The organism is Paenibacillus sp. 32352 (genome assembly GCF_002042965.1).
In the GTDB taxonomy this organism is placed as follows: domain Bacteria; phylum Bacillota; class Bacilli; order Paenibacillales; family NBRC-103111; genus Paenibacillus_S; species Paenibacillus_S vulneris.
On sequence record NZ_MZNT01000019.1, the window covers coordinates 1 to 18,754 of the forward strand.

20 protein-coding genes are annotated in these 18,754 nt (G+C 51.6%); 8 read left to right on the plus strand and 12 right to left on the minus strand.

Annotated elements, in window-relative coordinates; translation table 11 throughout:
- Positions 1–353: 353 nt before the first annotated feature.
- From tsaD to B1728_RS31955, 7 genes are all read right to left on the minus strand, one after another.
- Positions 354–1,418: a tRNA (adenosine(37)-N6)-threonylcarbamoyltransferase complex transferase subunit TsaD gene (gene tsaD, locus B1728_RS31925; RefSeq protein ID WP_079914487.1), complete on the minus strand. Its 1,065-nt coding sequence runs from the start codon at positions 1,416–1,418 to the stop codon at positions 354–356.
- The gene (rimI, locus tag B1728_RS31930) at positions 1,415–1,936 is read right to left on the minus strand and encodes a ribosomal protein S18-alanine N-acetyltransferase (protein WP_377740855.1); all 522 of its coding nucleotides are present in this window, start codon (positions 1,934–1,936) and stop codon (positions 1,415–1,417) included. The genes tsaD and rimI overlap by 4 nt, the downstream gene beginning before the upstream one ends.
- Positions 1,937–1,951: 15 nt before the next feature.
- A complete protein-coding gene (gene tsaB, locus B1728_RS31935) occupies positions 1,952–2,782 on the minus strand; it encodes a tRNA (adenosine(37)-N6)-threonylcarbamoyltransferase complex dimerization subunit type 1 TsaB (protein WP_079914488.1) in 831 nt (276 codons plus the stop codon).
- Positions 2,779–3,264: a tRNA (adenosine(37)-N6)-threonylcarbamoyltransferase complex ATPase subunit type 1 TsaE gene (gene tsaE, locus B1728_RS31940; protein ID WP_079914489.1), complete on the minus strand. Its 486-nt coding sequence runs from the start codon at positions 3,262–3,264 to the stop codon at positions 2,779–2,781. The genes tsaB and tsaE overlap by 4 nt, the downstream gene beginning before the upstream one ends.
- A gap of 14 nt (positions 3,265–3,278) precedes the next feature.
- Positions 3,279–4,310: a thiamine-phosphate kinase gene (gene thiL / locus B1728_RS31945; RefSeq protein ID WP_079914490.1), complete on the minus strand. Its 1,032-nt coding sequence runs from the start codon at positions 4,308–4,310 to the stop codon at positions 3,279–3,281.
- Between the two features lie 224 nt (positions 4,311–4,534).
- On the minus strand, positions 4,535–4,717 hold the full coding sequence (locus B1728_RS31950) for an H-type small acid-soluble spore protein (RefSeq protein ID WP_079914491.1): 183 nt from the start codon (positions 4,715–4,717) through the stop codon (positions 4,535–4,537).
- Between the two features lie 84 nt (positions 4,718–4,801).
- Entirely contained in the window at positions 4,802–5,050 is a 249-nt protein-coding gene (locus tag B1728_RS31955; RefSeq protein ID WP_079914492.1) for a hypothetical protein, read from the minus strand.
- Positions 5,051–5,234: 184 nt separating this feature from the next.
- Here B1728_RS31955 and ku point away from each other — a divergent pair, with 184 nt between their 5' ends.
- A complete protein-coding gene (ku, locus tag B1728_RS31960) occupies positions 5,235–6,086 on the plus strand; it encodes a non-homologous end joining protein Ku (protein ID WP_079914493.1) in 852 nt (283 codons plus the stop codon).
- 107 nt (positions 6,087–6,193) lie between these two features.
- Here the strand turns inward: ku and B1728_RS31965 are convergent, their stop codons facing one another.
- The 3 genes from B1728_RS31965 to chrS form a co-directional block, all read right to left on the minus strand.
- Positions 6,194–7,135 carry an ATP-dependent DNA ligase gene (locus B1728_RS31965; protein ID WP_079914494.1) on the minus strand — a complete coding sequence of 314 codons (942 nt, stop codon included), beginning with the start codon at positions 7,133–7,135 and terminating at the stop codon, positions 6,194–6,196.
- Between the two features lie 88 nt (positions 7,136–7,223).
- The gene (locus tag B1728_RS31970) at positions 7,224–7,769 is read right to left on the minus strand and encodes a chromate transporter (RefSeq protein WP_079914495.1); all 546 of its coding nucleotides are present in this window, start codon (positions 7,767–7,769) and stop codon (positions 7,224–7,226) included.
- Between the two features lie 29 nt (positions 7,770–7,798).
- Positions 7,799–8,275 carry a chromate efflux transcriptional regulator ChrS gene (chrS, locus tag B1728_RS31975; RefSeq protein ID WP_079914496.1) on the minus strand — a complete coding sequence of 159 codons (477 nt, stop codon included), beginning with the start codon at positions 8,273–8,275 and terminating at the stop codon, positions 7,799–7,801.
- A gap of 254 nt (positions 8,276–8,529) precedes the next feature.
- Here chrS and ggt point away from each other — a divergent pair, with 254 nt between their 5' ends.
- Together ggt and ligD are read left to right on the plus strand one after the other, a co-directional pair.
- Positions 8,530–10,113, plus strand: coding sequence for a gamma-glutamyltransferase (ggt, locus tag B1728_RS31980; RefSeq protein ID WP_079914497.1), 1,584 nt, complete (start codon positions 8,530–8,532; stop codon positions 10,111–10,113).
- A 169-nt stretch (positions 10,114–10,282) separates the two neighbouring features.
- Positions 10,283–11,179 (plus strand): non-homologous end-joining DNA ligase, encoded by an 897-nt coding sequence (ligD, locus tag B1728_RS31985; RefSeq protein ID WP_079914498.1) that lies wholly within the window; start codon positions 10,283–10,285, stop codon positions 11,177–11,179.
- A gap of 3 nt (positions 11,180–11,182) precedes the next feature.
- Here ligD and cls read toward each other — a convergent pair whose 3' ends face one another.
- The gene (gene cls, locus B1728_RS31990) at positions 11,183–12,613 is read right to left on the minus strand and encodes a cardiolipin synthase (RefSeq protein ID WP_079914499.1); all 1,431 of its coding nucleotides are present in this window, start codon (positions 12,611–12,613) and stop codon (positions 11,183–11,185) included.
- 180 nt (positions 12,614–12,793) lie between these two features.
- Between cls and B1728_RS31995 the strand changes: the two genes are divergently transcribed.
- The 4 genes from B1728_RS31995 to B1728_RS32010 are packed head-to-tail and all read left to right on the plus strand — an operon-like array spanning position 12,794 to position 17,289.
- Positions 12,794–14,419 carry a spore germination protein gene (locus tag B1728_RS31995; protein ID WP_079914500.1) on the plus strand — a complete coding sequence of 542 codons (1,626 nt, stop codon included), beginning with the start codon at positions 12,794–12,796 and terminating at the stop codon, positions 14,417–14,419.
- Complete coding sequence (locus B1728_RS32000) at positions 14,419–15,597, plus strand: Ger(x)C family spore germination protein (RefSeq protein WP_079914501.1); 1,179 nt, start codon at positions 14,419–14,421, stop codon at positions 15,595–15,597. Before B1728_RS31995 ends, B1728_RS32000 begins: the two co-directional genes overlap by 1 nt.
- The gene (locus B1728_RS32005; RefSeq protein ID WP_079914502.1) at positions 15,594–15,824 is read left to right on the plus strand and encodes a hypothetical protein; all 231 of its coding nucleotides are present in this window, start codon (positions 15,594–15,596) and stop codon (positions 15,822–15,824) included. The genes B1728_RS32000 and B1728_RS32005 overlap by 4 nt, the downstream gene beginning before the upstream one ends.
- A 31-nt stretch (positions 15,825–15,855) precedes the next feature.
- Positions 15,856–17,289 carry a GerAB/ArcD/ProY family transporter gene (locus B1728_RS32010; RefSeq protein WP_079914503.1) on the plus strand — a complete coding sequence of 478 codons (1,434 nt, stop codon included), beginning with the start codon at positions 15,856–15,858 and terminating at the stop codon, positions 17,287–17,289.
- Positions 17,290–17,304: 15 nt separating this feature from the next.
- Here the strand turns inward: B1728_RS32010 and B1728_RS32015 are convergent, their stop codons facing one another.
- Positions 17,305–17,691, minus strand: a complete 387-nt coding sequence (locus B1728_RS32015; RefSeq protein WP_256865602.1) for a hypothetical protein — start codon at positions 17,689–17,691, stop codon at positions 17,305–17,307.
- 78 nt (positions 17,692–17,769) lie between these two features.
- On the opposite strand from B1728_RS32015, the gene B1728_RS32020 reads away from it, so the two are divergent.
- A complete protein-coding gene (locus tag B1728_RS32020; RefSeq protein ID WP_079914504.1) occupies positions 17,770–18,750 on the plus strand; it encodes a M23 family metallopeptidase in 981 nt (326 codons plus the stop codon).
- The last annotated feature ends 4 nt before the right edge of the window (positions 18,751–18,754 follow it).

The window sequence follows — 18,754 nt, forward strand, 5'->3', positions numbered from 1 at the left end:
GATCTATAATAGAGCTTGTCTTAAGCTCAAAATTCAATGCTAGCGAGAATTTTCATTCTCTGTTCAAACATTCACTCGTTGTTCAGTTTTCAAAGGACAATCTTCGTTCGTTTTCGACATCCGTCAAAAGCGACCTGATTAATATATCACATTCGTCTACTTCATTGCAAGTACTTTTTTTGGAATTTATTTAGTTAATTCTTCAAAAGTGCTTGTCTCAAAAGCGACAAGTAGTAATGTATCAAATTCCGGCGGCAATTGCAAGCTTAATTTGTTTTGAAATTTATCCCAGCTGTGAGTTTTGGATACAAACAAATGCATCCGCCAAGTCAACCAGACTCGGCGGATGCATTCTATACAGACCATTCCTCCAGCTTAAGCATAGGATCGGCCGTAATATCCAAGGCCGAGAATTGTCCCCGCCGCCACTTCAGGAAAGCGGCGGCCGCGATCATCGCGGCGTTGTCGGTGCAGAGACTCATAGGAGGCGCCAGCAGCGGCACGCCTATCTCTGCGCAGCGCTCGGCGAGGCGCTGCCGGAGTCCCTTGTTGGCGGCGACCCCGCCCGCCAACAGCAGCTGCTTCGCGCCGTAGGCCTGGACGGCGCGGATCGATTTCTCCACCAGGACATCGATAACCGAGTCCTGGAAGCCCTTCGCTACAGCTTGCGGCGCAAGCTGCTGGCCCTTCATGTTGGCCTGGTTCAGCACGGCCAACACAGCCGATTTCAGCCCGCTGAAGCTGAAATCGTACGAATCCGGCTCCAGCCAGGCGCGCGGAAGAGGCACCGCCTCTTCTCCTTCATGGGCCAGCCGGTCGATATGAGGCCCGCCAGGGTAGGGCAGCTTAAGAGCGCGCGCTACCTTGTCGTAAGCTTCGCCGGCGGCATCGTCCCGGGTTTGGCCGATAATGCGAAAATGGCCCTCGGATTCTACGTATACCAGCTCCGTATGCCCGCCGGATACAACAAGAGTAACGAACGGATACTGCAGCTCATGAACGAGCTGGTTGGCATAAATATGTCCGGCGATATGATGAACGCCGATCAAAGGAAGCTCCAAGGCGCAGGCCAAGGACTTGGCGGCCACGAGCCCGACCAGCAGGGCGCCGACCATGCCCGGTCCTTGGGTGACGGCAATCGCTGACAAATCGGACGGTCGAAGCTTCGCCTCCTCGAACGCCTGCTCTATGATCCAGGTGATGTTCTCGACATGCTGTCTGGACGCGACCTCAGGAACAACCCCTCCGAATCGCTTATGCGTTTCGATCTGACTGGATACTACGTTGGACAAAATGGCAGTCCCGTCCTGAACGATAGCCACCGAGGTCTCGTCGCAGCTGGTTTCAATCGCCAATATATAAGTCGGTTTCTGTTGGGAGAGTTGTTCGCCCTGCTCCAACGAATCATTTATTTTCATGACAAATCCCCTGTTAATTCATTCAAATTATGATGATATTTCGGCAGATCGGCCCACATAATCATCGCATCTTCCCTATTATCCGTATAATAGCCTCGCCTTAAGCCTACAGAATAAAAGCCCAGCTTTTCATACAGGTTGATAGCGACCTGATTCGAAGGGCGCACCTCCAATGTCATGCGGACAGCGCCGAAGAAGCTGGCGGTTTTTTGCAGCTCGCGCATCAGCCGTTCTCCGAGCTTTTGGCCGCGGTATTTTTTCCTGACCGCTACGTTCGTTACATGGGCCTCCTCCATAATAAGCCACATCCCGCCATAGCCTGCAATCTCGCCGTCGCATTCCATAACCATGTAACGGGCAAACTGATTGTTTGTCAGCTCATTCTGAAATGCTCCCGCCGTCCAGGGCGTCGTGAACGCCTCCTGCTCTATTTCGCATATGGCTGGAATATCATCCATTTGCATGGAGCGGAACTCCAAATGATTCGTGGCTTCATCTCTGTGCTCTTGTCGATCCAATCCGTGAAGCCTCCCTTACGATTTTTGAGCCATTAATTTGACTTCTGCTTCAGGCAGCTGCGTATAGTTGGGTACAAGCCCATGCGGCGCCTCTGTGCGTCCTTCCGCCCATCGCGCCCTTGCCAGCTCCGCTAGATGCCGCGCTCGGATCTCATGTGGAAGCTCGGCCGACTCTCCCTGCCATCCGGCAAAAAAACGCTGCAGCGTTTCCTCGTGCAGCTTCGTCTCCCCGGCAAAAACAATACAATCCGGTTTGGTTTCCTGACTGGATAGCGCCCTCTCAAGCAGCTGTTCCGTCCATGCGGACATTAAACGGATGCTGTCGGATTCGAGGCAGCTCCATCCTTGTCCCGATGCCTGGTACAAGCCTGTAAAAGCTTGTCCGCGCCGCGCCTCAATCATAGGAACAACCCATACCGTTTTCCCCTGATTCCTGACTGTTTCCAGAGCGCTGAGAATAGGCTCATTACCATCCGCACCGGCGATCCCGCCAGTTAAATAAGCTTCTGCCGCGCCCAGCGCCATGGTCTCCAGGCTGGAAACCGCCAGCAGCGCCATGCCGTGCGTCCAGGCAAAGGTTTTGGCCGCTGTCACGCCGATCCTCACGCCGGTATAAGAACCGGGACCAACGCCGACTCCGAATGCATCCAGCTCTTTGGCCGACAAGCCTGCTGAGGTCAAGAGCTGCTGAATTTGCGGGAGCAAATGTATGGAGTGATTCCGCTCCGCCTTGGAATTGATTTCGCCCAGCAGCTCATTCCCGCGTACAAGAGCAAGCGACATCGAGCTGGTTGACGTATCAACGGCAAGCAAGGTGCCTTGTAAAGCATTCATTGTATTCGTCATAGCAACGTTCCGTTCTCCTTTAATTCTGTGCACCACCGTACATAAGGCTGCCCATGGGGGATTAACCGGAACACCCGTTCCGTCTCTCCGGCATGCTCAATCGATATGGAGAGTCTATCCGGGGGCAACAAATCAATAATAAGCGAAGACCACTCCACTAAAGTGACGCCCTCCCCGTAAAAGTACTCGTCCAAGCCGAGTTCATCCGCCTCCTCCTGAGATAAGCGGTACACATCCATATGATAAAAAGGGAGATGATTCCCTTCATATTCTTTAATAATAGTAAATGTAGGACTATTCACTATATGCTGAACCCCTATTGCTCTGGCCACCGCCTGGGAAAACGCCGTTTTCCCCGCACCGAGGTCTCCGTCCAGCGTAATGACGGTGCCCGGCTCAAAATAGCGGGCAAGGCTCGCCGCAAGGTGCGCGGTCCGGTCCAAATTATCCGAATGAAATATGTAGGAGGCCGATTCGGTCACTGGATTCCACCCCTTCAAAAATGATTATACCCTTTTTTCTCAATAGGCAGAACGGACCCGCTGCTTTGCACAAGACGGACTCCCTTCGTTTCGCCGTTCACATATCCGATAATAAAAAGCTCGAGACCCGCCTCTTTAAATTTCATCTGCATCGCCGCGGCATGTTCCGCCGGCATGGTACCTACAAGCTGGTAATCCTCGCCTCCGAACAAGATGAAGTCTAGAGGATCCTTGCCCGCCTGAAGAGCATAGTCCATAAGCTCGCCGTTTATTGGAATCCGATCTTCGATAAGATCGATCCCTGCATTGGAAGCTTCGGCAATTTCCCACGCTTCGCTGGCCAAGCCGTCGCTGACATCATTCAACGCATGGCACACGCCGGATTGCTGCAGCAGCCGTCCCGCTTCTATCTGGGGATCCGGTCTGCAATGAGCCTGGATAAGCGATTGCCGGTTCCTCCAATCCAGTCTTTCCTCCCACTGCTTCGCAGGAATGCTCTGCGTGAGCAGAAAATCCAGACCCGCCGCTGACCGCCCCAGCTCTCCTGTAATGAAGAGCACATCCCCGGGCTTCGCGGAGGATCGCAGCAAGGCTTTGCCGGTCTCTACCTCGCCCAGGACGGTTACCGACACGGTAATCCCTCCAATAGAGGACGTAGTATCTCCTCCCACGATGACGACATTCCAACGATTCGCACATTCGTACAATCCTTCATAGATCTCCTCTATGCGAGCTTGCGACGTCTCCTTAGGAAAGCTTACCGCGACCAAAGCATACCGGGGCATCGCGCCCATCGCGGCAATATCGCTTACGGCCGCCGCCATCGCCTTGTAACCGATATCCTGGTTGCGCATGGTAATCTGCTTAAAGTGGATTTCCTCCGTCATCGTATCGCAGGTCATAACAAGCTGGCATCCGGGAGTTAGATGGGCTACCGCCGCGTCGTCCCCAATCCCGATCTCTACGCCGCCGGCCTGTTGAAAGGCAGGTGACTGCTTGCCCTGCGTCAATCTGTGAATTAGTGCAAATTCGTCCAAAGAACTCAATCCAAGACCGCCTCCGTACCGTATTCTCCCTATTATAGCCCTCTCCCCTATACGTAGCAATATAGGCCTCTATGCATACCCCGAACATAGGAATTCAACGTATCGCCTCTTCTTGGCTGGTTGATCGAATGAAGGGAATCCATTTTTGACGAATATATCTTTGCATGTACCCTATCAAAAAAACAGCCCCCAAGCACAAGAGCACTTGGAGGCAGGGACTAGCTTTATTGAACTTCTTGAAGCTGATCAACCGGAACAACACGGGAATCCGCAGGTTGGAGCTCTACATGAACCTTGGCCGTTTCCTTTTCAGGGTCTACACTGTCAATCCAGACGGAGATTCCGTTCAGCTCGACATCGATTTTTTCTTCGGACTTTAATATTTCTTGAGCACGATACAGTTTCATCCAGAATTACACCCCCTCGGGTCTATAATCATTTGTCGGCAGAGATGGAGCTTAAAGCGGATCTTCCTTCCGCAACGGCTCTAATTATTCCTCGTGCAGCACCGACTCCGGGTGATCCATCGTATCGGTAGTGGATTCTTCGATCAAGCCGTTTTTTAAGCTGACGTAGCCGCCGCCCAAGCCTTCATTGACCATACGGTCAATATCCATAAAATAATCATCCCGGCCTTGGTGAAGCGCATCGGTTGTGCTCGAACTTTCCGGTTCGTTGGACGCGGTCGCACCTTGCTCCTGAGCGGCATCTCCCGCTAACGGGCTCTTGTTATTCTCCATAAATGGGCTCCTCCTTTGTCGGCAGTGATGTTTGCCATTTCGGCTTATTTGTAGCATGTCCCTACAATTGCCCCGTTCATTCATATAAAATTGCCAATTTGGGGATACTGTCAATTAGAGGACACGGATTGGAATTTGCAACCAGTTTATTTGGTATAGCCTATCATTTTAAGGAGGGAAAAAGATGCATACGGTATGGAAAGGAGCCATCAGCTTCGGCCTGGTGCACGTCCCGGTCAAAATGTTTTCTGCAACGGAGGACAAGGATATCTCCATGCGCTACATTCATAAGGAGTGTACGACGCCGCTCAACTTTGTAAGGAAATGCATGACCTGCGAGCGCGAGGTGCAATGGGAGGAAATCGCGAGAGGCTACGAGTACGAGCCGGGAGCCTTCGTCTTATTCGAGAAGGACGAGCTGGAGAAGCTGAACGGCGAGGTGACCAAGGAAATCAAGATTCTTGATTTTGTTCAGCTGACCGATATCGATCCGATTTATTTTCAAAAAACGTACTACCTGGCCCCGAACGAAACCGGCGGCAACGCTTATAACCTTCTGCTGGAAGCGATGAGACAGAGCGGCAAAATCGGCATCGCCAAAGTGTCCATCCGTTCGAAAAGCAGCCTGGCCGCTATACGTGTGATCGATAACTGTATTGCTATGGAGACGATCTTTTTCCCTGATGAAATCCGGTCGATCGATCAGGTTCCGAACCTGCCCGAACAAATCAATGTGAACGACAAAGAGCTGCAAATGGCCAAAATGCTGATCGAACAGTTGTCGACTCCTTTTGAACCGGAGAAGTACAAAGACGATTACCGTGAAGCCGTTCTTCGCGCTATCGAGCAAAAAGTCAACGGCCAGCAGGTCAGCGTGGCTCCAGAGCCTCATAAAACAAATGTTATTGATCTGATGTCGGCGCTGCAGGCCAGCCTGGATGCTATGAAGCCGGTGCCTGAGACGGACGCTCCCCCTGCGGCAAAGGAAAAAAAGCCGAAAGCAAAGAAGAAGGTCAAGGAAGAGACAGTTTCTTAATCAATCGATTAAGATGTGCTATCTCCTGATTCTATAGCGTGAATATTTTGGCTCACTGAGCAGCAAAAAGCCGACACTCCGCAGCTGCACCGAATGTCGGCTTTGTTCTATTCCTCCAGCTTGCAATCCTTAGGGGACACATCGACAAACGATTGTATGCTTGGCTGCCGCAGCGTCCCGTTATGGGTCCATTCCATAAAATGCACCTTCACGGTAAGCACCGGTTCCATCCAGACGGCATCCTTGCTTCGTTCCGGATTATTCACGAACGTCTTGCTTGGAACACGGAGCTTCTCCGCTTTCTCCGTTACATCTCTCCAATCCTGCACCGTCATTTTGCCCGCGCCTGCATGGCCGATGTACCAGAGCCTTCCTTCCTTATCGTATAGCCCGAGCAGAAGTGCATTCACCGTGCCGGCTCTATAAGTGACTCCGCCAACAACGGCAATCGTATCCTGGAACAGCTTCTTCTTCACCCAGCGCTTGTCTTTCCCGCGGATGGCATAATTGCTGTTCAAATCCTTACATACAATGCCCTCAAGCTGATGCTGTTTGACGACCTCATACAGTCCGCTGATTTCCTTATAGCTCGGCACTAGTTGTACTTGAGGTACAGGATGTACGTACTGCTCCAGCAGCCGCTGGCGCTGGTGCAGGCTTTGCCCGGTCACCCATTCCCCGTTCACGAACAAAATATCAAATATCATATACACAATCGGAATATGGGGCTGCACCATGCGGACCTTCTGCTGGCTGCGCAGGCCGTCGCGCTTCATGACCTGGTGAAACGACGGCTTCATTCCTTCCAGAGCTACGATCTCCCCGTCCAGTATGACCGATTCCGCCGAGCAGTATGCCTTAATATCAAGCAGCTCGGGGTACTGCATGGTCCTTTCATGAAGCCTGCGATTGACCAATTTCGTCTCGGCTCCGTCATAATAAGCGAGCATGCGGACACCGTCCCATTTGACCTGGGCGATCCATTCATCTCCCGTTGGGAGCTTATCGGTTGTGATCGGCTCGAAAGGAATAATCGGTTCTAGTCGCATAGCTACCTCCGGATAAACTGGTTATTCCAAGTATGGGCAAACCTTGTCCGGATCATTCCGTTATCGGCTCGATCCTTGCTCCTGCGGCCTAGCCCCTGAAAAAGATCGCCCCTATAACCAGGGAGGCCACGATTCCCCAAGCCGCATTGATGTTCAAATATTGAACCATGATGAAGTAGCCTGCACCCAGCAGGAAAGGCAGGAAGCTGATGACATCCTCACTAGGCTTGAATACATATTTGGCAAAATCGAAGGCAAGCATCGCCATCATGACGAAAATGACCGGCTGCACTCCCTTGATCATGCCCCGTATGATGGGGTTGTTTTGCAGCTTCATCATCACGCCTACTAACGCCACCATCAGCAGTGCCGTCGGCATGACAACAGCGGAGAGCGCCACGAATGCGCCCAGCCAGCCTGCTATTTTATATCCGATATAGGCTGCGAGCTTCGTAGCGATCGGTCCGGGCAAGGCGTTGCCGAAGGCCAAGGCATTCCCGAATTCCTCCGGACTCATCCACCCCATTCGTACTACTTCATTCTGATACAAAGGAATAATCGACGGTCCTCCGCCGTACCCAAGCATCGTTGCTCTCCCGAAGGCGATAAACAGGTTCCATAATGTTGTCCACATAGCTTTGTTTCTCCTCTTTCCCCAATAGCTTAAAGCTTCATTCCCATCCGGCTTTTATACCGTTTGATCAGCATTTGGCAGTCTACGCTCATGATCCCCGGCATCGTATACAGCTTCTCCACAAGGAAAGACTCCATCTGCTGAAAATCCTTAAATAGCCCGTGCATATGCAGCTTGCTCGGTCCGGTCATATGGTACAAGCTCGTGACCTCCGTTTCCTGGGACAGCTTTTCGGCGACCTCCTGTAAATGCTGAGGCTCAATATCCACATTGAAAAAGGCGGATACACTCATGCCGATTCTTCCCGGGTTGATCACAGCCGTAAACTTCTCAATCACTCCCTGCTCCATTAGCGAGCTGATCCTCGCTTGCACGGCAACCCGGGAAAGACCGATGTCCCGACCCAAATCGGTATAAGATATTCTTCCGTTATCGTGAAGCGCTTCTAATATTTTGCGGTCATATTCGTCCAGTTCAACGACGGTAGGAGCGTGCTGCTGATCCATTAAATTCACCACTTTCATTTCGAAATATTAATGAACAAATTCAATAACGAAACGCAAGAATAAATCCAATTATATCTATCATACGATGTACTGTAAACAAAATAACCTTCAAAACGAAAAATATTGTTGTCCGTTAAATATGAATTATGTTAATGTTTAACATAACTTATTACGGGTTGCAAAACCGATTGAATACATAATCCTTCCCCTTGCATCAAACAGCACTCATTCTACTGTAAAGGAGATTGATCCTTATGAACCCAACTGTCGTTGGAACCAAAACCATGGTGGTAAGCCCCCATTATTTAGCATCTATGGCGGGCAGCCGTATGCTTCAGCAGGGAGGTAACGCCTATGACGCCGCGGTCGCCATTAGCGCTTGCCTGGCTGTAGTCTACCCTCATATGACAGGAATCGGCGGCGATTCCTTCTGGTTATGCTACAACAGCCGGGAGCAAATGGTAAAAGCCTATAATGGCAGCGGCCGCTCGGGCTTTAACGTCAGCCTGTCGTCGTATGCGGGCGAGACGAGCATTCCTTATCGGGGCATCCGCAGCGCTATCACGGTCCCCGGCATGGTGGACAGCTGGGATGCAATCCTCCGCGAACACGGAAGGCTATCCCTATCGGAGGTGCTTGAGCCTGCTATCGCCTATGCCGCCGAAGGCTTTCCGATGACGAAGGACCAGTACGAGCATACTCTGAACAATTTTGAGCTGCTCGCAGGAATGCCTTATACGTCCGATATTTATACTCCTAACCAGCGAGTCCCTTTGCCGGGAGAACGCTTTGTTCAAAGCCGTCTGGCCGACAGTCTGCGTGAAATTGCGGACCGCGGAAGGGATGCATTTTACACGGGAAAGCTGGCTCATGCTATCGCGGATTTCCTTGCCAAGGAAGGCGGGATGCTGACTCTGGAGGATTTGGCGGCTCACCGCGGCAACTGGGTGACCCCGATCTCAAGTACGTACAGAGGGTACACCATGTACCAGGTTCCGCCGAATTCTCAGGGCTTCGTCGGCCTGATGGCCTTGAACATTCTGGAGCATTGCGATTTGCAAACGATTGAGCACGGCTCCTACGAATATTACCACCTGCTGGTTGAAGCCTTGAAAAGAAGCTTCGTAGACCGAAACGCCGTCTTGACCGATCCCGATTTCAGCCGCATCCCGCTTGATGAGCTGCTGGACCCGGCCTATGCCAAGAGATTATACGACGCCATTTCAATGGATCAGGCAATGATTCCCGAAGAAGCCCGGCCTATGGGGAGCGATACGGCCTATGCCGCCGTCGTGGACGAGGAAGGAAATGCCGTCTCCTTTATCCAAAGCCTGTACTTTGAATTCGGGTCGGGAGTCGTCGCCGGGGACACAGGCATATTACTGCAAAACCGCGGCTCGTTCTTCTCGCTGGACCCGGGACATATCAACTCCCTGCAGCCCAACAAGCGCTCCTTCCATACTCTCATGCCCGCAATGGCCTGCAGGAACGGAAAGCCGGCCATTCTATACGGAACCCAAGGCGGGGAAGGCCAGCCGCAGACCCAGACGGCCATCATAACCCGGATGATCGACTACGGAATGAGCCCGCAGGAAGCCGTCAGCGCACCGCGCTTCGTATGGGGGCGCACCTGGGGCCATGCGACGCAGGAGCTGAAGCTCGAAAGCCGGATCGATTCCGGGGTCGCTATGCGTCTGGGGAAGGCCGGGCATGAGGTCCGCAGAGTGCGTGATTATGATCCCGCCATGGGACATGCCCATGCTATACGTATCGACGAGCACGGCTTCCTCCATGGAGGCGCCGATCCCCGCAGCGACGGGCTCAGCATTGGATGGTAAACCCGTAGACCGGATGGATTGCCGCGCAGCGATCCCCGGTCTTTTCGTCATGGCCGGGCCTCCTCCTCCCTTATGTTTGGATTCGCCTCCCGACGACCATAATAGGGTTAAACCTTGATTCCTGACGAAGCTAAAGACTCTATATATACCTTTATGAGGGGGAAATCCAATGGCAACCGCATCCAAGAATAAAGGGACCGTTATCATTGAAGGAGAAGAAATCACGATTACGAATCCGAACAAGCTGCTGTGGCCGGAGATGGGTATTACCAAAATCATGTACCTGGAGAAGCTGCTGAAGCTTGCTCCCTATTTGCTGGAGTATACGCGCAACCGGTATTTGACGACGATTCGTTATCCGAACGGCTATGCCGATAAATCGTTTTATCAAAAAAACGCCCCCGAGCCCATCCCCCATTTTGTCAAAACAGCGGAGCTCGACGGCATTAACTACGTGCATCTCGACTCCATTCCAACCCTGATGTGGCTTGGCAACCTGGCCTGTCTGGAATTTCATCCATCGTTTCATCGAATCGGCGAGCAGATGCCTGAGGAATGGCTGATCGATATCGATCCTACCTTGGACCCTGAGCCTCGCATTATGGAGGCGGCGGAAGTGGTTGGCGAGACGCTGGACAAGATGAATATTCGTTCCATTCCGAAAACCTCCGGCGCAACCGGAGTCCAGATCTATGTGCCTATTGAACGCAAATACACCTTCGAGCAGCTGCGCAAAATCGGCCTCTTTGTCGCTTCGTTTGCCGTCCAAAAGCATCCCCGTTTATTTACGATCGAACGATTGAAGAAGGATCGCGGCACTCTGATCTACTTTGATTATTTGCAGCATTGGTATGGCAAGACGCTCTCCGCTCCCTACACCCCTCGGGCAAGAAGAGACGCTACTGTCTCTACTCCGCTTCATTGGGAAGAGGTTGCCCGGCGCTGCGATCCCCGCGAGTTCACCTTGCTTACGATCGAGCAGCGCCTTCAGGAGCAAGGCGACCTTATCCAGCGGGTACCGCCGCAAAATTTGGATCAAGTGCTGTCCTTTATCCAATCCAAGTAGCCGTCAGAACAGCGGAGACAGCAGTCTCGCGATCAATTCCTTTCCCTTTTGCATCCGCGGCCGCTTCTCGAACACCTCGAGCTTCAGCTCCTTGCTGTCCTTCAAATCCTGGAGAAAATCCGACTCGAGACGCTGAATCGATTCCTTATCGAACAGCACCGCGTTCATTTCAAAATTGCTGAAGAAGCTGCGCATATCCATATTCGCGGTCCCTACGGAAGCCAAAATATCATCGATGATGATAACTTTGGCATGCATGAAGCCCTTCTCATAGGAATAGAAGCGGACCCCGGCCTGCATCAGCTCTTCAAAGTACGAGAGCGAAGCATAGTTGACGACCTTGGAGTCCGGACGCGACGGATAAATGATCTTGACATCCACGCCGCTGATAGCCGCGGTTTTCAGTCCCATGCTGATACTCGGGTCGGGAACAAAATAAGGGGTTGTAATGAAGATGCGTTTCTTGGCCGTTGTGATGGCTCCAAAGTACATCTCCAAGATGGCATCCCAATGCGCATCCGGACCGCTGCTGATAATTTGTACCTGCTTCGTGCCGGTGTTATCGTGCTCAGGAAACAGGATCGAATCCGTCAGCTGCTTGCCGCTGACAAACTGCCAATCGTTCAAAAAGGTATACTGCAGCGAATACACCGCATCCCCTATCAGCTCCAGGTGAGTATCTCTCCAAAACCCGAGATCCGGATTTCCTCCCAAATATTCATTCCCTATGTTAATGCCTCCAAGATACCCTTTAATCCCGTCAACGACGACAATTTTGCGATGATTGCGATAATTCATTCTTTTATCGAAGAACGCGATGAGCGGCGGCAAAAAAATGTAGGCCTCCACCCCCGCGCTGCGCAGCTCGTTCAAAAAACGGTTCTCAAGCTGATAGCTGCCGATTCCGTCAAAGATGCACCGGACCTTTACGCCCTCCTGCGCTTTGCGAATGAGAAGCTGCTGAAATGTTCTCCCGGTTTCATCGTGACGAATCGTATAAAATTCGAAATGAACATACAAACGCGCTTGCTCGATCGCATGCAGGATCGCTTCATAGGCCATATCCGCGTTGGTCAGCACCCTAACCTCGTTTTGACGGGTCACCGAAGAGCTCGGAATATTATTCAACAAAGCATGAAGCCTTGGCTCTCTGCATAGCCCTTCCGGCTGAGGCACTTCCTCTGAGGATTGTACGGATGCATACCTTCTCCCTTCATGACGGGGTTCCATCATGTATCGCAGCCCTCGGCGGCGGGCTTTTTTGCGGTGAGTATACTCCTTGGCCAAAAAGTAGTACATAACAAATCCAATAATTGGAAATATAAATAAAATGACGAGCCACGCTACGGTCTTGGACGGATATCGGAACTCATGGAACAAAATCGTAATGATCTGAAAAATAAACAGCAGCAGCGCGGCAACTAACCATATCACGGTTACCGTCCCTCCCTCCTCTAGGTTAGCCAGCCATAACGATCCAATACGATACTATTGTAATCCGTTCCTTTTGGGGCTATTCAGAAATGAAGGCAAACTTTCCTAATCCATAAATAAAAATTCCTTTTTTGAGAAAAATAAACGAAAGATGCCTGTAAGACTAAGAAGGAGGCCGTCATGCTGGGATCGAGAAGCAAAACTAAAAAAGCCGATAAGACCGAAGGTCAAAAGCAGCAAAATTTCGATTATCAGTTTATCGACGAGCTTAAATCGGTACCGGTATTTCTTTCATTAGAAGAAAACAAAGCCTTTTTGAACCATCTATTTGATGACTGCTCGGATTTCGTTATCAGGGAATTCGACATTGAGCATAGCGCGAAAGCACTCTTGTTTTTTATAGATGGCATGGTCAATACGGAATTTGCGAACGACGCCATGAAAGCTCTCATGATATTGGAGGGCGAGGAACGGCAAATCGACCGAATTATTGAAACGACTCTGCCGGTGACACAAGTACAGAAATCCTGCGAATACAAAACCCTCCTGACATCCGTATTGGGCGGGGATGCGGGTCTCATCGTCGACGGGAACAAGGAAGCGCTGATGATGGGGATTCGCGGAATGGAAAAGCGCTCTATCCAGGAGCCGGAGACGGAATCCGTCATTCGCGGGCCCCGCGAGGGCTTCGTTGAAAATTTGCGCACGAATACTTCCATGGTCCGCAGGAAGCTCAAAACGCCAAGACTAAAAATGAAGCCGATGACGCTGGGTCGCGAGAGCAATACGAGCATTGTTATTACGTACATGGAGGATCTGGCCGATCCGAGTTTGGTTGATGAGGTCTTAGCCCGGCTGGAGAAGATCGATATCGATGCGGTGCTGGAAACGGGATATCTGGAGGAATTCATTCAGGATTCCGCCTATTCCCCTTTTCCCCAAGTGCAGTACACGGAACGTCCGGATATGGTCGCCTCGGCTCTGCTTCAAGGACGGATAGGCATTATCGTCGACGGAACTCCCTTCGTGCTGCTTGTCCCTTTCGTATTTTCGGAGGCGCTGCATGCGACGGAGGATTATTACGAGCGGTTCCAGATCATGACCTTGATCCGCTGGCTGCGGTATTCCCTGCTTATTCTGTCGCTGCTGACCCCAGGCTTATATGTGGCCTTCACCACCTTCCATCAGGATCTGCTGCCGACGTCGCTTCTTATGTCTGTCGCTGCCTCAAGGGAAGCTATTCCATTTCCGGCCGTGGTTGAAGCGTTCATTATGGAGGCCGTGTTCGAGGCGCTCAGGGAAGCCGGTATTCGCCTGCCCAAAACGATCGGCTCCGCCGTCAGTATCCTGGGAGCTCTGGTCATCGGGCAAGCTGCGGTTCAGGCGGGTATCGTATCCGCTCCGATGGTTATCGTCGTATCCCTGACAGGGATTGCGTCCTTTACCATTCCCCGCTTCAACGCAGCGATAGCGATTCGGATTCTGCGCTTTCCCATCATGTTCGCGGCAGCCACCTTCGGTCTGTTCGGCATTCTGGTTTGCGTCATGCTCATTCTGGGTCATATGGCCAATTTGCGGACTTTCGGGATTCCATACCTTTCCCCCTATGGTCCGCTCTCGTCTAACGACCTGAAGGATAATATGATCCGCGCCCCTTGGTGGGCTATGAAAAACAGGCCGGCCTTTTTATCCGTGAAGGATTCCATCCGGCAGGGAGACGATGCTGCCAATGAGATTAAAGAGCAAGGCGGACAACGGGGGATGAGCATTGAGCACAAAGACAAAAACAAAGGAGACGTTCAATAATGAGACGGCGCTATGCCCGCTGCTTTCTGCTAGCTCTCTCCCTTCTCCTCCTGCCCGGCTGCTGGGACCGAACGGAGATCAATGACGTTGCCTTTGTCTTATCCTCCGCTGTGGACCTGGAGCCGGACGGCAAAATTCGAATTACCGTTATGGTCCCGCTTCCGGGCCAAATGGGCGGAGCTACAGGGGGAGGCGGCGGAACAGGCGGAGAAAAGAGCTATTACCTGGACTCCGAGTCCGGCAATACGTTCCGGGAAGCCCAAGCAAGACTGCAGGAGCGGATGTCCCGCCGCATGTTCTTCGGCCACCGCCGAACGCTGGTCATAGGCGAGGAAGTCGCCAGGAGAGGCATCCGCGACCTGTTCGATTCTTCCCCGCGCAATTCGGAGAACCGGATGTCGTCCTACCTTATAGCTACCAAAGGCAAGGCTTATGATCTGCTGCGGGCCAATCCCAAATTCGAGCGGTTTCCTTCCGAAGTCATCCGGGAGCTTGCGAAGGCCGGCAATGTCATCAATATGAACATGAAGGATGTCGGCGTAGCCCTGAATGCCCCTGGAAGCGATCCGGTCATGGTCTATATGGTGACGAAGGAATCCGAGAAGAGCGACAAAAAATCCAAAGAGATCGAAGTGAAGGGATATGCCCAATTCAAGGACGACAAGATGATCGATACGATCGAGGGCGAAGAATCGCAGGGCTTCTCGTGGCTGAGGAATGAATCCATCAAGACTACGGTAACGTTAACGCCGACGCCCCAACAAAAAGGGGGGATCGGTTTACGTATGTATGAAATCAAAACAAAAATCCGGCCTTCCACCCAGGGTCAGCGGCTTCGGTTCAGTATTCAAACGCAGGCCAAGGCGGTTCTGCTGGAGGACGAATTGCAGATGGACCTCAGTCAGACGCGCAATGCCGAGAAGGTGGAAAGAATGCTGAATGACTATATGAAAAAGGCGATGGAGAAAGTCATTCAGAAATGCATAAAGAACGGTGTGGATTCCGTTCAATTCGGCACTTACGTATGGAGGAGCTTCCCTGACGAATGGAAAAACCATTATGCAAAGGACTGGCCAAAGCCTATGAAGGACGCCGAGTTCGACATTACCATCAACAGCAAGCTGATCGAAACCGGCTTGATCTACCAAAACGTCACGAAGGAGAGCCGTTCAAAATGAATAACATTTTTATGTGTTCCCTTCTCTTGATCATGGTGATTACCTTTTTATTTGATCTTCGCAAGTTGAAAAAGCAAAAAAAATCCATTCGCTGGTTTTACCACTGCAGCTTTGCCGTAACCGCCGCCGTCTACCTATGCACCCTGCTGGGAGTGGCGCTGCCCATGCCGACCAGTTTTTTTATTCACAAAGTATCGCCATGGGTATATTCGATAATACCGCGATGAAGCAACCTATGATAACAAAGCAGGTGAAGGTATGGATTCCAAGCAAATCATCAATTATAGGCAGATGTCCTGGCTTATCGCTTCCCTCCTGACAGGAGGGGGGCTTGTCAGCATACAGCATGATCTCGTAAGGGTAGCGCGAATGGATGCCTGGTTCACTTATATCCTGCCAACCCTCTACATCGTGCTGGTAGCCTATGCCTTTTGCAAGCTGGCGCAGCGATTTCCGGGCAGAAATCTGTTTGAGATCAATAAAATCGTGATGGGAAAAGCCGTCGGGTTAATCTTTAATCTGATTCTCATTGTCCACTTCTGGCTGATGCTGATTCGGGACGTACGTTCGTTCAGCAAATTTATGGGCACGATTCTGCTGCCCACTACACCTGAAGAAGTCGTCTTGTTCATTATGATCCTTCTCATTATGTATTTCGGCAGGACGAGCATTGAAGTCATTGGCCGGGTCAATGATATTTTCTTCCCTTTATTTGCTTTAACGATTTTATTGATGCCGCTCATGCTGACCAATGAATTGGACAAATCCTTGATCGAGCCGATCCTTGCGGGAGATTTCTTTAATGTCTTTTACGGCAATATGCTCTCTCTTGGCTGGTATGGAGACATTTTCATTGCGGGTGCATTCCTTCATGCGATCAGCCAAATCAAGCAGGTACGTTCCGCCATTCGGCACGGCGCCATCTTGTCCTCTCTGTTTCTCGGCATTTTCCTGCTGATGGAGGTGCTGGTGTTCGGTCCAATCATTAGCGGAAATCTGATTTACCCTAATTATAATCTGGTGCAGCAAATTCATATTACCGACTTTTTGGACCGGATGGATCTATTGATTTTGAGCATCTGGGCACCCATCTTATTCTCCAAGGATATTTTGATTTATCTCGCCTTGCTCACAGGGTTAGCCAGTCTCGTCAAACAAAGGGACTACAGCACCATCAATACACCGATCGGTTATTTTATCTTGTTAACGTCGCTGCTTGCCTTTAAGAATACGACCGAGGTGTTCAGCTTCGGGAACTACAGCTCCACCGTGATCGTTCTAAGCTATCAGCCGTTGGCTCTGCTTCTCCTGCTGCTATTGTCCCGCAGGTTCCCGGTCCCCAAGACCAGCCAAAACAGCGGCTCGAATCAGCCCTCTCCTGCCAGACAGGACAATGGAGATTCGGATTCTGCAAACCATACCGGTGCGGACGACAACCAGAAGGGGACGAATCAGAACAGGCGGCCGGGTTCATCTCCTTTGAGCGCGCATGGCCCTTCCTATCATCTTTGGTCCCGCTTGAGCAACATCCTGCTAACGACCAGTATTGTTTCTGTTGTCACCGGGCTTTGGGGAAGCGAATATTTCGCAGCGATCGGGGTTGTTTGCGGCATCATCTATGGGCTCACCATGACTCTGGCCGCCATTAGCTCCTATATGGAGCTTACGCAGGCGAGACAGCAAAGAATTTGAGGGGGAAGTGAGTGATTATGTCGCTTCGATGCTAATGATTTTGTTCAAGGGAATGAGCAGAGTAAGGTCCTCCTCTTCCCCATCCCTGAAGACGATAATCTCGATAAAGTCCGTTCCGTTACGGACCAGCCTTGCCTGAAAGCTTCCTGCATAGGTTGTGCGAATAAGTGCCGGTTCTCCCTCCACCTTTACAGGAGCTTTGTCGTTAGGGTGAAGCAGAACAATCTCTTGCAGCGTAGACGGTACATAGTATTGTCCGTTAACCCGGATAAACCGTTTGCCTACCTTTTGCAGCACGCCCGGTTCTCCGGAGAACCCCTCCGCTTGAAGGGCTACCTCGGCTTTCAGATGCATGGTAAGACGGTCCATGAGATTCATGCGGCTCGTTTTCAACCAGGACAAGCGAATTCCTCCTCCATGGATGCATAGTTTCTACCAATATATGCCATAGGGATTCGCAACATACCGAAAGGAGTTATCATGAGGTTCAAGTGGTTTCAAAACAAGCTGACCTTCGTCATCATTCCGGAGGCGAATGAAAGCGTCAAGCGAATCAAACTATCCCGAGCGGTCCTATGCTCCGTCTTGCTTGCCGTCATGCTGTTTGTGGGTACCGCATCGTATGTGTATGTGATTCATTTCCATTCCATGGCTGTAACCCAAGTGACGGAATCCAGGCAGCAGGCGCATAACAGCCGGTTGGAGCAGGATTTAACGAATAAGAACAAAACGATCGAGCAGCTGCAGAATGAAATTTTTCAGCTTTCCAGACAGGCATCGGAAGTACGCACCAAAGTGGAGGAAATGAAACAGCTCGAGACCGAGCTCAGGAAGCTGGCTCCCTCCGGCGCTCCCGTATCCACAGGCCCTGTTAAGGCGGCCGCAGCTTTGGCTGCCCAAGGCGGTATGGGCGGGCCGGCCCATCCTGTAACGGCGCAGCAGATGAAGGCACTCGCAAAGCAAACCCGCGAGAGCTACGCCGTGCTGCAGCAGGATATGACCGAGCTGGAGCAGCATTGGAAGCAATCGAAGGAGACGCTGCTGGAAAAAAGGGAGCTTGCCCTGCGAACGCCCGGATTATGGCCGACGGTCTCGCGCACCGTCACCTCTCCTTTCGGCTATCGCAAAGATCCGATTACAAGCAAGCTGAGCTTTCATCGCGGTATCGATATCGCCGGTAAAATGAACGATCCTGTCCTCGCTGCCGCGAAGGGAACTGCCATAACCGTCGGATATGACAAGTTCCACGGACACCATGTCGTGCTGGAGCATGGCGGCGGACTGCGCACCTGGTACATGCATTTGAACGAAGCGCTGGTGCGTCAGGGAGATGCCGTAGAGCGCGGGCAGCAGATCGGCAAGCTCGGCTCTACCGGCCGAAGTACCGGCCCCCATCTGCATTACGAAATACTTCATAACGGGAAAAGCACCGATCCCAAGCCATACTTGCCTGGACTATAATCCA

Excerpts from the sequence above, each read along its gene's own strand:
- tsaD (WP_079914487.1), bottom strand. The coding sequence starts at position 1,418 with ATGAAAATAAATGATTCGTTGGAGCAGGGCGAACAACTCTCCCAACAG.
- tsaB (WP_079914488.1), bottom strand. The coding sequence starts at position 2,782 with ATGACGAATACAATGAATGCTTTACAAGGCACCTTGCTTGCCGTTGAT.
- B1728_RS31950 (WP_079914491.1), bottom strand. The coding sequence starts at position 4,717 with ATGAAACTGTATCGTGCTCAAGAAATATTAAAGTCCGAAGAAAAAATC.
- B1728_RS31955 (WP_079914492.1), bottom strand. The coding sequence starts at position 5,050 with ATGGAGAATAACAAGAGCCCGTTAGCGGGAGATGCCGCTCAGGAGCAA.
- ku (WP_079914493.1), top strand. The coding sequence starts at position 5,235 with ATGCATACGGTATGGAAAGGAGCCATCAGCTTCGGCCTGGTGCACGTC.
- B1728_RS31965 (WP_079914494.1), bottom strand. The coding sequence starts at position 7,135 with ATGCGACTAGAACCGATTATTCCTTTCGAGCCGATCACAACCGATAAG.
- B1728_RS31970 (WP_079914495.1), bottom strand. The coding sequence starts at position 7,769 with ATGTGGACAACATTATGGAACCTGTTTATCGCCTTCGGGAGAGCAACG.
- chrS (WP_079914496.1), bottom strand. The coding sequence starts at position 8,275 with ATGGATCAGCAGCACGCTCCTACCGTCGTTGAACTGGACGAATATGAC.
- ggt (WP_079914497.1), top strand. The coding sequence starts at position 8,530 with ATGAACCCAACTGTCGTTGGAACCAAAACCATGGTGGTAAGCCCCCAT.
- ligD (WP_079914498.1), top strand. The coding sequence starts at position 10,283 with ATGGCAACCGCATCCAAGAATAAAGGGACCGTTATCATTGAAGGAGAA.
- B1728_RS31995 (WP_079914500.1), top strand. The coding sequence starts at position 12,794 with ATGCTGGGATCGAGAAGCAAAACTAAAAAAGCCGATAAGACCGAAGGT.
- B1728_RS32000 (WP_079914501.1), top strand. The coding sequence starts at position 14,419 with ATGAGACGGCGCTATGCCCGCTGCTTTCTGCTAGCTCTCTCCCTTCTC.
- B1728_RS32005 (WP_079914502.1), top strand. The coding sequence starts at position 15,594 with ATGAATAACATTTTTATGTGTTCCCTTCTCTTGATCATGGTGATTACC.
- B1728_RS32010 (WP_079914503.1), top strand. The coding sequence starts at position 15,856 with ATGGATTCCAAGCAAATCATCAATTATAGGCAGATGTCCTGGCTTATC.
- B1728_RS32020 (WP_079914504.1), top strand. The coding sequence starts at position 17,770 with ATGAGGTTCAAGTGGTTTCAAAACAAGCTGACCTTCGTCATCATTCCG.